14 protein-coding genes and 2 pseudogenes are annotated in these 13,614 nt (G+C 67.8%); 1 reads left to right on the top strand and 15 read right to left on the bottom strand.

The window, feature by feature from the left end; all coding sequences use genetic code 11:
* Genes ASG37_RS03825 through pobA form a run of 6 tightly spaced genes read right to left on the bottom strand, consistent with a single transcriptional unit; the run spans nt 1 to nt 5,010 of the window.
* Nucleotides 1–1,143 (bottom strand): lyase family protein, encoded by a 1,143-nt coding sequence (locus ASG37_RS03825; RefSeq protein ID WP_055756204.1) that lies wholly within the window; start codon nt 1,141–1,143, stop codon nt 1–3.
* The gene (gene pcaG, locus ASG37_RS03820) at nt 1,140–1,799 is read right to left on the bottom strand and encodes a protocatechuate 3,4-dioxygenase subunit alpha (RefSeq protein WP_055756201.1); all 660 of its coding nucleotides are present in this window, start codon (nt 1,797–1,799) and stop codon (nt 1,140–1,142) included. The genes ASG37_RS03825 and pcaG overlap by 4 nt, the downstream gene beginning before the upstream one ends.
* Nucleotides 1,789–2,490, bottom strand: coding sequence for a protocatechuate 3,4-dioxygenase subunit beta (gene pcaH / locus ASG37_RS03815; RefSeq protein ID WP_055756199.1), 702 nt, complete (start codon nt 2,488–2,490; stop codon nt 1,789–1,791). Before pcaH ends, pcaG begins: the two co-directional genes overlap by 11 nt.
* A complete protein-coding gene (locus ASG37_RS03810) occupies nt 2,487–3,116 on the bottom strand; it encodes a 3-oxoacid CoA-transferase subunit B (RefSeq protein ID WP_055757281.1) in 630 nt (209 codons plus the stop codon). Before ASG37_RS03810 ends, pcaH begins: the two co-directional genes overlap by 4 nt.
* On the bottom strand, nt 3,116–3,826 hold the full coding sequence (locus tag ASG37_RS03805) for a CoA transferase subunit A (protein WP_055756197.1): 711 nt from the start codon (nt 3,824–3,826) through the stop codon (nt 3,116–3,118). The genes ASG37_RS03810 and ASG37_RS03805 overlap by 1 nt, the downstream gene beginning before the upstream one ends.
* Nucleotides 3,823–5,010: a 4-hydroxybenzoate 3-monooxygenase gene (gene pobA, locus ASG37_RS03800; RefSeq protein WP_055756195.1), complete on the bottom strand. Its 1,188-nt coding sequence runs from the start codon at nt 5,008–5,010 to the stop codon at nt 3,823–3,825. Before pobA ends, ASG37_RS03805 begins: the two co-directional genes overlap by 4 nt.
* A gap of 125 nt (nt 5,011–5,135) precedes the next feature.
* On the opposite strand from pobA, the gene ASG37_RS03795 reads away from it, so the two are divergent.
* Nucleotides 5,136–6,017, top strand: coding sequence for a helix-turn-helix domain-containing protein (locus tag ASG37_RS03795; protein ID WP_055757279.1), 882 nt, complete (start codon nt 5,136–5,138; stop codon nt 6,015–6,017).
* A gap of 88 nt (nt 6,018–6,105) precedes the next feature.
* Here ASG37_RS03795 and ASG37_RS03790 read toward each other — a convergent pair whose 3' ends face one another.
* From ASG37_RS03790 to ASG37_RS03760, 9 genes and pseudogenes are all read right to left on the bottom strand, one after another.
* A complete protein-coding gene (locus ASG37_RS03790; RefSeq protein ID WP_055756193.1) occupies nt 6,106–7,029 on the bottom strand; it encodes a sugar phosphate isomerase/epimerase family protein in 924 nt (307 codons plus the stop codon).
* A 19-nt stretch (nt 7,030–7,048) separates the two neighbouring features.
* On the bottom strand, nt 7,049–8,005 hold the full coding sequence (locus ASG37_RS03785; RefSeq protein ID WP_055756191.1) for a sugar phosphate isomerase/epimerase family protein: 957 nt from the start codon (nt 8,003–8,005) through the stop codon (nt 7,049–7,051).
* Between the two features lie 65 nt (nt 8,006–8,070).
* Nucleotides 8,071–8,844, bottom strand: coding sequence for a sugar phosphate isomerase/epimerase family protein (locus ASG37_RS03780; protein ID WP_055756189.1), 774 nt, complete (start codon nt 8,842–8,844; stop codon nt 8,071–8,073).
* Nucleotides 8,845–9,232: 388 nt separating this feature from the next.
* A pseudogene (locus ASG37_RS17250) lies at nt 9,233–9,370 on the bottom strand (3,4-dihydroxy-2-butanone-4-phosphate synthase); the annotation flags it as partial.
* Between the two features lie 118 nt (nt 9,371–9,488).
* A pseudogene (gene ribB / locus ASG37_RS03775) lies at nt 9,489–10,568 on the bottom strand (3,4-dihydroxy-2-butanone-4-phosphate synthase); the annotation flags it as partial.
* A gap of 54 nt (nt 10,569–10,622) precedes the next feature.
* Nucleotides 10,623–10,725 (bottom strand): 3,4-dihydroxy-2-butanone-4-phosphate synthase (locus ASG37_RS18220; protein ID WP_156460577.1); only part of this gene is annotated, 103 nt, incomplete at its 3' end.
* A complete protein-coding gene (locus tag ASG37_RS03770) occupies nt 10,722–11,663 on the bottom strand; it encodes a fumarylacetoacetate hydrolase family protein (protein WP_055756186.1) in 942 nt (313 codons plus the stop codon). The genes ASG37_RS03770 and ASG37_RS18220, both read right to left, overlap by 4 nt.
* Nucleotides 11,660–12,460, bottom strand: coding sequence for a cyclase family protein (locus ASG37_RS03765; protein ID WP_055756184.1), 801 nt, complete (start codon nt 12,458–12,460; stop codon nt 11,660–11,662). Before ASG37_RS03765 ends, ASG37_RS03770 begins: the two co-directional genes overlap by 4 nt.
* Nucleotides 12,457–13,614 carry an alpha/beta hydrolase family protein gene (locus ASG37_RS03760; RefSeq protein WP_055756182.1) on the bottom strand — a complete coding sequence of 386 codons (1,158 nt, stop codon included), beginning with the start codon at nt 13,612–13,614 and terminating at the stop codon, nt 12,457–12,459. The genes ASG37_RS03765 and ASG37_RS03760 overlap by 4 nt, the downstream gene beginning before the upstream one ends.

The raw sequence follows: 13,614 nt of genomic DNA, 5'->3' as shown, positions 1-13,614 counted from the left end.
TCAGTCCTTCCCGTCCGCCAGCAGGTCGGCGATGATCGCCGCGCTCTCGCCGATGTCATCGCCGACCGCCGCCGTGACGAGGTTGCGCGCGATGGCCGCTTCGTCGATCTCCAGCCCTTCGGCGACGACCGCCAGTGCAGCGGCGCTGCCCGAGGCGAGCAGGAACAGGTCGGTCAGCACCGGTCCCTCGGCCTGCCAGCCGCCGAGGCCCCGTTCCGCTTCCTGTGGCAGCCCGGCCAGCAGCGACGCGACCAGTCCCGGCGCGCGGATCGCCGCCGACAGCGCGACCTGACACCCCGTCGGGTTGCGTTTGTGCGCCATCGCCGACGATCCGCCGCGTCCGGCGACCAGCGGCTCGCGCGCCTCGCCGATGCCGTTCTGCGCCAGCAGCGCGACGTCGCGCGCCAGCTTGCCGAGCGCGCCGATCAGGATGCCCAGCGCCGCGCCGATCGCCGCCACGCCGGTGCCGCGCGCGTGCCATGGGGCGGCACGGCCAAGCCCGAGGGCATCGGCGACCTGCGCCGCGATCTCCGCACCCTTGCCATCCAGTCCGGCGCGTGTCCCCGCCGCGCCGCCCAGTTGCACGACCGCATGGGTGCCGACCGCCGCGTCGAGCATCGCCAGCGCATCGTCGATCCCCCGCGCCGCCTGTGCCAGTCGCAGCCCGAAGGCGACCGGCATCGCATCCTGCAACAGCGTCCGCCCGATCGCCGGCCGTTCGGCATGGGCACGCGCCGACCTCGCCAGCGCATCGCGCACCCGCTGGCCGTCCTTCGCCAGCAGGCGATGCGCCGCGCGGACCTGCACCATCAGCACGGTATCGGCCACGTCCTGGCTGGTCGCGCCGTGGTGCAGTGCCATTGCCGCTGCCCCGCCGACCATCGCCCGCAACCGCGCGACGAGGGGGATCGCGAGCGTGCCGGCCAGCGCCGCTTCCTCCGCCAGTTCCGCCTTATCGATCTGCGCCGGATCGACGCCGGCCATGATCGCGTCGGCCAGTTCGGGCGCGATCACGCCCTGAGCCGCCTGCGCCCGCGCCAGCGCGGTTTCGAAGGCGCAGCCATGGGCGATGGTCGCGGCATCGTCGAACACCGCGATCATGTCCGCCGTCGCGGCGGGGCGGAGGCGCAGCAGGTCGCTCACAGGTCGAAGAACACCGTTTCGCGTGGCCCCTGCAACATGAAATCGAGCGTCCAGACGCTGTCACCCGTTGCCGTGGCGATCAGCGTGTGGCGGCGCTCCGCCGGCACCAGCGACAGGATCGCGTCGCCGTCTTCCGATCCGGCGAAATACAGCCGCGTCGCCAGCCGCTTGATGAGCCCACGCGCGAAGATCGACACCGCGACATGCGGCGCATGGCCGGGGCCGATCGCGCCGGGCAGGATCGTGCGGAACCGATAGCTGCCGTCTGCGGCGGTCGCGGCACGGCCGAAGCCGACGAAATGCGGATCGGCGTCTGGCTCGCCATGATAGCGACCGGCGGCATCGGCCTGCCAGATTTCGACCATCGCGTCCGGCACCGGCGCGCCCTCGCCATCGACCACGCGGCCGGTGAGGTCGATCGCTTCGCCCGCCGGCGTACCGGTGGGGGAGGACAGGTTCAGCACATAATGCGCCTCGGGAAACAGTTCGGGGCGCGCCCCCATGTCCGACTGGCCCACCAGATCGGCACCGCCCTTCCACGGCAGGCCGTAGTGGAAGAAGGGGCCGACCGTCTGGCTGGGGGTCTGGCCGAACAGCGCCGGGTCCTGATTGTCGGCGCGCGGTGCGGGACGGCGGTCGGCGACGTCAATGGTCATGGTCGTCCTCCTCGAACGGCGTCTGTTCGCGGCCCTTCAACACCACGTCGAAGCGATAGCCGAGCGCCCGGTTCGGCTCGGTCACGTCCATGTCGAACCGCGCGACCAGCCGCTGGCGATAGGGCATCGGCACCGCATTCGCGATCGGATCGATCTCGATCAGCGGATCGTCGGGGAAATAGAGCTGCGTCACCAGCCGCGTCGCGAACGCCGGCCCCAGCAGCGACAGATGGATATGCGCCGGCCGCCATGCATTATGGTGATTGCCCCATGGATAGGCCCCCGGCCGGATGGTGACGAAGCGATAGCATCCCTGCGCATCGGTCACGACGCGGCCCGCGCCGGTGAAGTTGGGGTCGTGCGGCGCGTCCCACTGGTCCTTCGCGTGGATGTAGCGCCCGGCGGCATTGGCCTGCCAGATTTCCATCACCGTGTCGGGCACGGCACGGCCATCCTCGTCGAGCACGCGGCCGGCGACGATGATCCGCTGCCCCTGCGCCACCCCGCCGTGCTGCGTCGTCAGATCGGCGAGTGCCGGCCCCATCAGCCGGTCCCAGCCCGCCGGGCCGGTCGTCTCGGTCCGGGTCTGCGGCACCCGCAACGGCGGGTGCAGCGGCGCGCGGGTACGGGTCGAGCCGTACTCGGGGAACAGCGACGGTGGCGCCCCGGCATCGTCACGCTTGTAGGTCATGCGGCGAGATCCGCGCCGGTTCTGGCGCGCACGTCGTCGGCCGTGACGCCGGGCGCGCATTCGATCAGCCGCAGGCCGGGCTTGTCGCAGGCGATGACGGCAAGGTCGGTGATGATGAGATCGACGCAGGCCCTGCCGGTCAGCGGCAGCGTGCAGACTGGCAGGATCTTCGGATCGCCATGCTTCGACACATGGTCCATCACCACGACGACGCGCCGCACGCCGGCGACCAAGTCCATCGCCCCGCCCATGCCCTTCACCATCTTCCCCGGAATCGTCCAGTTGGCGAGATCGCCCGCCGCCGACACTTCCATCGCGCCGAGGATCGCCATGTCGATATGCCCGCCGCGGATCATCGCGAAGCTGTCGGCGCTGGAAAAGAAGCTGGAGGTCGGCAGCGCGGTGATCGTCTGCTTGCCGGCGTTGATGAGGTCGGGGTCGGCCTCGCCCGCATAGGGGAACGGGCCGATGCCGAGCATGCCGTTTTCCGACTGGAGCGTCACCTCGATACCCGGCGGCACATGGTTGGCGACCAGCGTGGGGATGCCGATGCCGAGATTGACGTAGAACCCGTCCTGCAATTCGCGCGCGGCGCGGGCGGCCATCTCGTCGCGGGTCCAGCCCATCATCCTTCCTCCCGTTCGCGCACCGTCAGCTTCTCGATGCGCTTCTCGTTGATCGTGCTTTTGACGATACGGTCGACATAGATGCCCGGCGTGTGGATGCAGTCGGGGTCGAAGCTGCCTTCGGGCACGATTTCCTCGACTTCCACCACCGTCACCTTACCCGCTGTCGCCATGTTCGGGTTGAAGTTGCGCGCGGTCTTGCGGAACATCAGGTTGCCCGCCGGATCGGCCTTCCATGCCTTAACGATCGACAGGTCGGCGCGCAGCCATGTCTCGCGGACATAGTCCTCGCCCTCGAACGTCTCGACCGGCTTGCCCTCGGCGACGACCGTGCCGACGCCGGTTTTGGTGTAGAAAGCGGGAATGCCCGCCCCGCCCGCGCGGATGCGTTCGGCGAGCGTCCCTTGCGGGTTCAATTCCAGTTCCAGTTCGCCCGAGAGATATTGCTGCTCGAACAGCTTGTTCTCACCGACATAGCTTGCGATCATCTTGGCGACCTGCCGGCTTTCCAGCAGCATCCACAGGCCGAAGCCGTCGGCCCCGGCATTGTTCGAAATGACCGTCAGCCGCTGCACGCCGTTGCTGCGGATTTCGGGGATCAGGCTCTCAGGGTTGCCCGACAGGCCGAACCCGCCCGACATGATCGTCATCCCGTCGAACAACAGCCCGTCGAGCGCCGCCGCCGGGGTATCATAGATCTTGCGCTTCATGCCGCCTCCAGCGGTAGGCCGACGTAATTCTCGGCAAGGGTACGCTGCGCGGCGGGGGAGCCACGCAGATAGTCCAGTTCGGCCATCTGGATGCGCCGGTCGAAGCCATCCATGGTCGGGAACCGGTGCGTGACCGAGGTGAACCACCACGAGAAACGCTCGGCCTTCCACACCCGCGCCAGCGCGCGCGCCGAATAGCCGTCGATGCCGGCATCGCTGCGCTCGCGATACCGTTCGGTCAGCGCCTCGCCCAGCATCGTCACGTCGGACACGGCGAGGTTCATGCCCTTGGCACCCGTCGGCGGCACGATATGCGCTGCGTCACCGGCCAGGAACAGCCGGCCCCAGCGCATCGGTTCGGCGACGAACGACCGCAGCGGCGCGATCGACTTCTCGAACGAGGCCCCCCGCGTCACCTTCGCCGCCGTCTCCGGCCCGAGGCGCAGGCAGAGTTCGTCCCAGAAGCGATCGTCGGACCAGTCGGCGACATCCTCGTCCAGCCCGCATTGAATGTAATAGCGGCTGCGCGTCGGCGATCGCATCGAGGCGAGCGCGAAGCCGCGTTCGTGATTGGCATAGACCAGTTCATGTTCGGCGGGCGGCACATCGGCCAGAACCCCCAGCCAGCCGAACGGATAAATGCGTTCGAAGGTGCGCAACACATGGGCGGGGATCGCCTGGCGGGCGACGCCATGATAGCCGTCGCAGCCGACGACGAAATCGCAGTCGAGATGCTGTGTCCCGCCATCCTCACGCCACGTCACGACCGGCCGGTCGCTGTCGAGGCCGGCGAGCGTCACGTCCTTCGCATTCCAACGAACGTCCAGCCCACGCGCTCCGGCGGCGTCGAACAGGTCGCGCATGACCTCCTGCTGGCCATAGACGGTGACGGTGGCACCGCCGGTCAGCGCCGCCATGTCGATGCGGAACATGCGCCCGTCGAGCGACACGTTGGTGCCGCCATGGACCAGGCCCTCGCGCTCCAGCCGGGCCGACAGGCCAAGGCGCCGCATCAGATCGACGGTGCCCTGTTCGAGAACGCCGGCGCGCACCCGCCCCTCGACATAGTCGCGGTCGCGGCGTTCGATGACGGTGGCGTCGATCCCTTCGGCATGTAGCAGATGGGCGAGGAACATCCCCGCCGGCCCCGCACCGATGATCGCGACCTGTGTGCGCTGTCGCATCCTGTCCTCTCCCGTCGGCATGTCTGCCGTTCCGGGGAGCATCATGTCGCGTCGGTGCGTGGAGGACGATGGATATGCCGCGCGAAAAGTTGGACGATCCGGTCGTACTCGCGTACACTTGCGGCATGACCGGCGCTTCGGTTCCCAGCTTCTATCTCTACGGCGAACCGCACCGGGCGGTGGATGATGGCTTCGTCCATGCCGAACGGCTCGACGATCGCTCGCGGCCGAGCGAATGGACGATCCTGCCGCACGCCCATGCCGATCTCGTCCAGTTGTTCGTCGTCGAACAGGGCGGGGGCGAAATGCGCGCGGAGGACGACCGGATGACGGTGACGGCCCCGGCGGTCCTGCTGGTCCCGTCGGGAGTCGTCCACGGCTTTGCATGGCAGCGTGATTCGGTCGGATCGGTCGTCACCCTGTCGGTTCGGCATCTGGCCTTGCTCGATACCCGCTATCCGGGCGTCACGGCGCTGTTCGGGTCCGCCCGCGCGATCCCGCTCGACGGCGCGGCATTCCGCGCGGTTCAGGCAAGCGTCGCCGCGCTGATGCGCGAGCTGGGGTGGGCGGCACCCGGCCATGGTGCCGCCGTCGATGCGGCGCTGCTCGGCATGCTGGTCGAGCTGTGGCGCGCGGGCGGGCCGATCGCGGCCGATGCGGCGGGCATTCCGGGCCAGCAGAGCGCGCTGGTCGCCCGGTTCCGCGCGCGGATCGACGAACGCTTTCGCCTGCGGGAACAGATCGCGGTCCATGCCGCCGCGCTTGGCGTCAGCGAAAGCAGGCTGCGCACCGCCTGCGCGCAGATCGCCGGCCTGTCGCCGGCGGCGATGCTCGACCAGCGCGCCGTGCTCGAGGTCAAGCGCGCGCTGCTCTATACCAACCTGTCGGTCGCCGAGGTCGGCTATACCGCCGGATTTGCCGATCCCGCCTATTTCACGCGCTTCTTCACCCGTCATGCCGGGGTATCGCCGCGCGTTTTCCGATCGATGGGCAGCGATCGCGGATAGACCTGCCGCCGCCCGCGCGCGGCGCATCGTGCGCGGCGGCGGGCCGGGGAGGATCGCCACCACCGGCGGGGGCGATCCTCCCGGATGTTCAGTCGTAGATCGGGCGCAGCACGGTATCGAGGTGGTAGCGCGTCAGCGCCATCGACGCGAGCAGGTCCGGCGATCCGTCATATTCGATCGACATCCAGCCTGTGAACCGATGCTCCTTCAGCAACCGGTACAGCCCTTCGAGGTCGAGCGTGCCGAGGCCAGGTTCCCAGAACCAGCGCGTTCCGTCGTCGGTGATCTCCGGGTCCTGCGCATAGCGGACGCTGTCGGGCTGCCGCTGTGATGCGGTGTCCTTCAGATGGAGGGTGCTGATGCGGTCGTGATAGTCGTTGTAGAAGGTCAGCAGATCCTCGCCCATGATCGCCACCTGCGCGGTGTCGAGACAGTAATGGACGTAGCGCGGATCGGTCGATTCGATCAGCTCGCGATGGTTGGGCAGGTTGATCGCGCAGAAGAACTCGTTGTGCAGCCCGATTTTTACCCCGTGATCGGTGGCGTAGCGGCCGATCTCGTTCATCACCCTGGCGCATTGCTGCACTTCGTCGCGGCTCAGCGGACCCGAACCGTAATAGTTCTGCGTGGGACAGGTATTCATGTAGCTGCCGCCAAACCGGACGATCGTGTCGACCGCCTCGCGGCCCGAACGAACCGCTTCGTCGAAATGATCGGCCTGGTGCGAGGCGTGTGCCCCGTGGAACATGCCGATCACCTCGACCCCGCGTTCCTTCGCGAACGCCGTGAACTTCTCGGGCGATCCGAACAGCGGCAGGATGTCGGCCAGATCCCATGGCGCGATCTCGATCCCGTCGAAGCCGAGTGCCGCCTGATATTTCAGGATCGTATCCCAGTCCGAATAATAGGCGGTGTTCGTATTGTCCTCATAGTAGAATTCCCGGAAATTATCGATCTTGCGATAGGGAATGCTCTTCCAGTGGCACATGTTGGCGTAGCGGATATTGGGCATCGCGGAGACTCCGTCCGGCTTAATTCTGTAACTGGTTCAGCAGCGCGCGCGTGCGCAGCAACGCCCGGAACGGGTCGCGCGTCTGGCGGGCGCTGCAGATGATCGGCCCGGCATAGCCCGTCCGGTCCAGCAACCCGACGATCGCCGCGAGGTCGATGGCGCCGGTGCCCGGATCGCGGAATAGCTGCGTCGCGCGATGTTCGGGGAATTCCGGGTTGGGCGTCTTCCACGTGCCGGCGGTGTCGACGAAGCTCGTGTCGGTCAGGTGGACGCAGCCGATCCGGTCGCGCTGCGCGGTGATGAACGCCGCCGGATCGATCCCCGCGATCGTCAGGGTCGCGGTATCGACGTCGAGCTTCACGCTGTCGGGCAAGCGGTCGAGCAACGCCAGGATGCGTTCGCCGCGGAACACGCTCCAATATTCGTTGCGCAGCACCAGCGCGACGCCCGCCGCCTCTGCCTTTGCCGCAAGGCCGCCGAGCAGGTCGGCCATCCGGTCGGCGAACGCCGCTGCCTTGTCCTCAAGGTCGGGATGATAGTGCGCGATGCGCCCGTAATAGGGCGACGGGCTGATCGCGAGATACCCGGCGTTCAGATCGGCGGCATGGCCCAGCGCTTCTCCCGCGAAATGACCGGTGGCGCCGAAATAGAAATCGAGGTTGGCGTTGCGCATGAACAGGTTGGAATCGAACGTCAGGCCCGTGACCCGGTCGATGTCACCTTTCGCCAGCGCCGCGCGATAGTTCTCGGCATTCTGGTATTTGGTGTTGACGCAGTAGCGGTTCATCGGAACCCCGCTGCGTCCGCCGAACTGCCATACCGGTTCGTAGGGTATCTCGATCGAACGAAACCCCGCCGCGCCGATCAGCGGGTAGAGTTCTTCCCAGAAATACCTGCTTTCGTAGCGGTTGCGATTGGGTTCCTGGTAATGGCGATTGACCAGGTCGAGGCTGATCGCGAATTGATCGCTGTGCATGGATGGATTCCGCAATTGGTGGGCGCGGTCGTTCGCGCCGGGGATCTGGACGGGCCGCGTCGGCGTCAATCGGCGAGCATCCGCCGGGACTGGGCCAGCGACTGTTCCATCGGCATCGTCGGAAAATATTCGAGCCCGATCGCCCCGTCATATCCCAACGCGCGCAGCGTCTGCGTGATCGCGGCCCAGTCGAGCGTGCCGGTGCCCGGTTCGTTGCGGTCGGGCATGTCGGCCACCTGGACATGGCCGACGAGATGGATGCGATCGGCGAGCACCGCGCCCATGTCCTCGCCCATCACCGCGCTGTGCCAGACATCGTAGAGCAGGCGCAGGTTGGGGCTGTTCACCGCTTCGACCAGATCGAGGCCAAGGCTGGTGCTGACCAGATACATGGTCGCGAACAGCCGGGTGTTGAGCGGTTCGAGGAGCAGTTGAACGCCCGCCGCCTCTGCCGCATCGGCCGCGGCGCGCAGCGCGGCGACGGCATTGGCGAAATGCGCTTCCTCGCTCATCCCCTCGACGCGGAAGCCCGACGCGACGATCAGGTCGGGCTTGCCGAGAATGGCCGTCGCCTCGATCGTCTCGCGCACGGCGGCGACCATCGCGTCACGCTCGGCCGGATCGACGATCGAGCGGCGCGGATCGACGCACAGGCTGGTCAGCCGCATGCCCGTTTCGTCGAGCGCGGCGGCCATCGCCTCGATCGGCTTGTCGCGCCACAGGTGGAATTCGGCGAGATCGAACCCGGCGTCCCTCGCAGCGCGCAGCCGCGCGGAAAGATCGCCCGCTTCCGCGAACTGCCATTCGATACAGGACGATACTTGATAGACCGCAGACATAGGACCCTTCCCATTCTACGGCCCCGTGGCGCGCACCGCGCCCGTATGCCTGGCGGGCACCTGCCCGCTATTTTATGTGTCGTTCCGTACAGGATTCGGTGCGATACGCAAGGTTGCAACCGGGGAAACGCCGTGCCGCCAATGGCATGGCCGTGCGATCGACGACGGAACCGACCAAGGCAGCACCAGCGCTTTGTCGCCCGTTTTCAGAACAGGATGCCCGCCATCCAGAACGACCCGACGAGTGCGGTCAATGCGCTGACCGCCATCACCGCGCAGCGTGCATCCTCGAACCGGCGCATGCCGGGTTGATCCTTCGTCCGCATCATCCACTCCCATGGTGGCCGCCCCGGCATCATCCGTCCCGGTGGCGGCAGGTTGATATTCGCTACGCGGTTTCCCGCAGCGGCCGTTCGCCGACGACGCGCAGGCCATAGCCATCGAGGCCGACCAGCGTGTGGTGGGTGTTGGTGAGCAGCACCATGTCCTCGACGCCCAGTTCGTTCAGGATCATCGCGCCGACGCCNACCAGGACAAAGACGAGGAGTGCGACGGGCGACGTATTGGACGGCGCGCTCGATCCGTTCATGGCCGCCGCCCTGTCGCAGCGCGTGACCGGTGAGGCGGTGGAAGTCGAGGATGTCGACGATTTTCAGGCCATAGCCATCGAGGCCGACCAGCGTGTGGTGGGTGTTGGTGAGCAGCACCATGTCCTCGACGCCCAGTTCGTTCAGGATCATCGCGCCGACGCCATAGTCGCGCAGTTCCTCCATGTCGGGCACCGGCGCACCGCTGCGGGCATGGATCGCCAGCGTCAGGCCATCGGGACGCGGACGGTTGATGACGACCACCACCCCCGCCCCTTCCTCGGCGATGATCCGCATCGAGCGGCGCAGCAGGCCGCCGCGCTCGCCCCCCTCGCCGAACAGGTCGGCGAACGGCGACAGCGCGTGCATCCGCACCAGCGTCGGCCGGCTCGGATCGATCCGCCCCTTGACCAGCGCGACCTGCTCGCTGCCCGTCGCCTTGTTCCAGAACGACATGGCGCGCCACTCGCCGCCCCACTCGCTATCGAACACCGTCTCGGCGCGCTTCTCGACCAGATGGTCGTGGCGACGGCGATAGGCGATCAGGTCGCGGATCGTCCCGATCTTGAGCGCGTGCAACTGCGCGAAGGCGACGAGGTCGTCCATCCGCGCCATCGTCCCGTCCTCGTTCATGATCTCGCAGATCACGCCCGAGGGGTTCAACCCGGCGAGGCGCGACACGTCGACCGCCGCCTCGGTATGGCCGGCGCGCACCAGCACCCCGCCCTCGCGCGCGACCAGCGGGAAGACATGCCCCGGCGTCACGATCTCCGACGCTTCCTTGGCGGCATCGATCGCCACCGCGATGGTCCGCGCCCGATCGGCGGCGGAGATGCCGGTCGTCACCCCCTCGCGCGCCTCGATCGAGACGGTGAAGGCGGTTTCGTGCCGCGTGCCGTTGTTGCGCGCCATCAGGTCGAGGCCGAGTTGTTCGACCCGCGCCTTGTTCATCGCGAGGCAGATGAGGCCCCGCCCGTGCCGCGCCATGAAGTTGATCGCATCGGGCGTCGCCATCTGCGCCGGGATGACGAGGTCGCCCTCGTTCTCGCGGTCCTCGTCATCCACCAGGATGAACATCCGCCCGTTGCGCGCCTCGTCGATGATCTCTTCGGGGCTGGAGAGAAAGGCGTGGCTCATCGCCGCACCACCCGTTGATCGATCGTGCCGAAATATCGCCCGCGTGCATCGTCNCGCCCTCGTTCTCGCGGTCCTCGTCATCCACCAGGATGAACATCCGCCCGTTGCGCGCCTCGTCGATGATCTCTTCGGGGCTGGAGAGAAAGGCGTGGCTCATCGCCGCACCACCCGTTGATCGATCGTGCCGAAAATATCGCCCGCGTGCATCGTCACGCGGTCGCCGAACCGGAGGAACGGGGTCTGCGGCGCCCCATGGTCGATCATCTCGATCGCGCGGCGTTCGGACAGGCAGGTCGAGCCGACCTCGCCATGGTTCGGGTTGGACACGGTGCCCGATCCGATGATCGTGCCCGCGGGCAGATCGCGGGTGCGGGCGGCATGGGCGATCAGGTCGTGGAAGCCATAGGCCATCGCATCGCCGGCCGGGCTGCCGAACCACCGTCCGTTGACCTCGACGGTCAGCGACAGGCAGACGCGGCCGTCGACCCATGCCCGGCCCAGAGCGTCGGGCGTCACCGCAAAAGGGGCAACCGAACAGGCGGGCTTGGCCTGGACCCAACCGAAGCCCGTCTTCATCTCGACGGGTGCGATCGCGCGCAGCGACCAGTCGTTGAGCAGCAGGACGAGGCGGATGTGGCCGAGCGCGTCGGCGGCGGTACATCCCATCGGCACGTCGCCGGTGACGACCGCGAACTCGCCTTCGAAATCGATGCCATCCGCCTCGCTCGGGAACGGCACGTCCTCGAGTCCCGACAGGAAGCGGTGCGACATGCCCTGATACATCAGCGGCTTGTCGGTTTCGATCGGCGGGAGCCGGAACGCCTGCTGCATCAGTTCGCCGTGGGTCGGGAACGCCGAACCGTCGAGCCACTGCCACGCGCGCGGCAGCGGGGCGAGCAGCGTCGCGGGATCGAGCGGCTCCCCCTGCCCGGCATCGAGCCGGTCGGCCAGCGCGCGCAACATGGGTTCGCAGCGGCTCCACTGGTCGAGCGCCGATTGCAGCGTACCGTCGGTCGGCAGATAGCGGCTGCCGTCGCCCGACACGACGACCAGCGCCCCGTCGCGGTTGCCGTTCGCGCGGGTCGCGAGCCTCATGCCGCGTCCCCGAGGATCGCGACCGCGCGGCACCAGCCCGCCGACCCGCGCTTCACCTTGACCGGCAGGCACGACACGATGAACCCGGTCGCGGGTAGCTGGTCGAGGTTGGTCAGCTTTTCCATGTGGCAATAACCGATGTCGCGACCGGCCTTGTGCCCTTCCCAGACCAGCGAATAGTCGCCGGTTTCGGCAACACGCGCGGCGGTGTGGCCGAACGGCGCATCCCAGCTCCACGCATCGGTGCCGGCGACCCGCACCCCGCGCGACGTCAGGTACATGGTCGCTTCATAGCCCATGCCGCAGCCGCGCCCCAGAAAATCGGGTTGCCCCAGCGCCGCGCCGGCGGCGGTGTTGACCAGTACGATGTCGAGCGGGCGCAGGTCGTGGCCGATCCGCGCCAGTTCGGCCTCGACCTCGGCCGCCGTCACGACATGGCCGTCAGGCAGGTGCCGGAAGTCGAGCTTCACGCCGGGTTGCAGGCACCAGTCGAGCGGCACCTCGTCGATGGTCAGCGCCGGTTTGCCGCCGCCGCCCAATGCCTCGTCCTGCGTCGGGTGATAATGCCATGGCGCATCAAGATGCGTGCCGTTGTGGGTCGAGAGCGTCAGCGTCTCCGATGCGGCGAACCCCTGCCCGCCCGCCATCGCATCGGCGGTGATGCCGGGGAAGAACATCGCCGCCTCGGCCACCGTCTCGGCATGGGTCTGGCGGGCAATCGTCGGGCGCATGAACGGCGGGTCGGTGACGACCGCCGGGTCGATCGCGATCGACAGGTCGAGGATGCGTCGGGTCATGCGGTCGCACCCCCCAGCGTCTCGGCGAACCAGTCGGCCAGCAGATCGCGGCCATAGGCCATGTTGTCCGCCCCGACATGCTCGACCCCGCCTTCGCGCGGCGTGAAGATCACCTTCTCGCGGCGCGGCGAATTGACCAGTTGGTCATAGAGATCATCGGCATAGGCGACGCCGATCTGGCGGTCGTTCGCGCCATGCGTCACGAGGAACGGCACGTGGATGCGGTCCATATGGCCGTTGAGGTTCATCGCGTCCGAGCGGCTAAGGAAGTCGTCCTGGTCGCTCGCGCCGAACGCCCAGTGGACGTGCTTCCAGTAGTGCGGGACCGGGTTCTCGCCCTCGCGCGCCATGCGCCTGTCCTGCACCTCGCGCCAGTTGTGGTTCGCTCCCCACACCGCGCCGCTGGCGAAGCGCGGTTCATAGGCGACGGCGCGGGGCGCGAAATGACCGCCCAGCGAAATGCCGGTCATGCCGATGCGCTCGGGATCGACATCGGCCTGACCCTCCAGCCAGTCGACCGCCTTGCCCGCCCAGTGTTCGCTGTGCGGATCGACGGGCAGGTCCTGCAACCGCAGCGCCTCACCCGAGCCGGGCTGGTCGACGCACAGCGTCGAGATGCCCCGCCGTGCCAGTTCGTGCGGCAGCCGCGTCCAGTAGAGCAGCTCCTTGCAGCTATCGAGGCCGTTGCAGAACACCACCACCGGATGCGGTCCGACACCGGGGGCGCGGGTATAGAGCGCGGGCATCGTGCCGGTCGCCAGCGGAATCTCGACCCGTTCACGGTTCAGCCGACCCAGCATCGTCGACCGGTCGAACACCTCGCGCGCCTTGGCATAGGTTTCCGTGCGGCCCGGTGCGCCATGGCCCTGCATCCGTTCGGCGGTGAACAGGTAAAGGCTGGCGCGCTCCAGCTTGTTCGACGCCGAGAAGGCGCGACCCCTGCCCTCGTCCTCGGCGGCGAGGGCGATCAGCTTGGCCCCCATCGCCGCCCATGCCGCCATGAACTGCGGCGTGCCGGCGTCCGCGCCGGTTGCCGCCGCGTCGCTGAGCGGCTGGCACATGTCGATGATCTCACCGAGCTGCGCGCCGCTCTCCATCGCGATCGCGACCGACAGGTTCCAGATATAGTTGGGAAACGGTTCGTACAGCGCCAT

It is taken from the genome of Sphingomonas sp. Leaf407 (assembly GCF_001425385.1).
GTDB lineage: Bacteria > Pseudomonadota > Alphaproteobacteria > Sphingomonadales > Sphingomonadaceae > Sphingomonas.
This window is presented reverse-complemented; position numbering and strand designations above follow the sequence as displayed.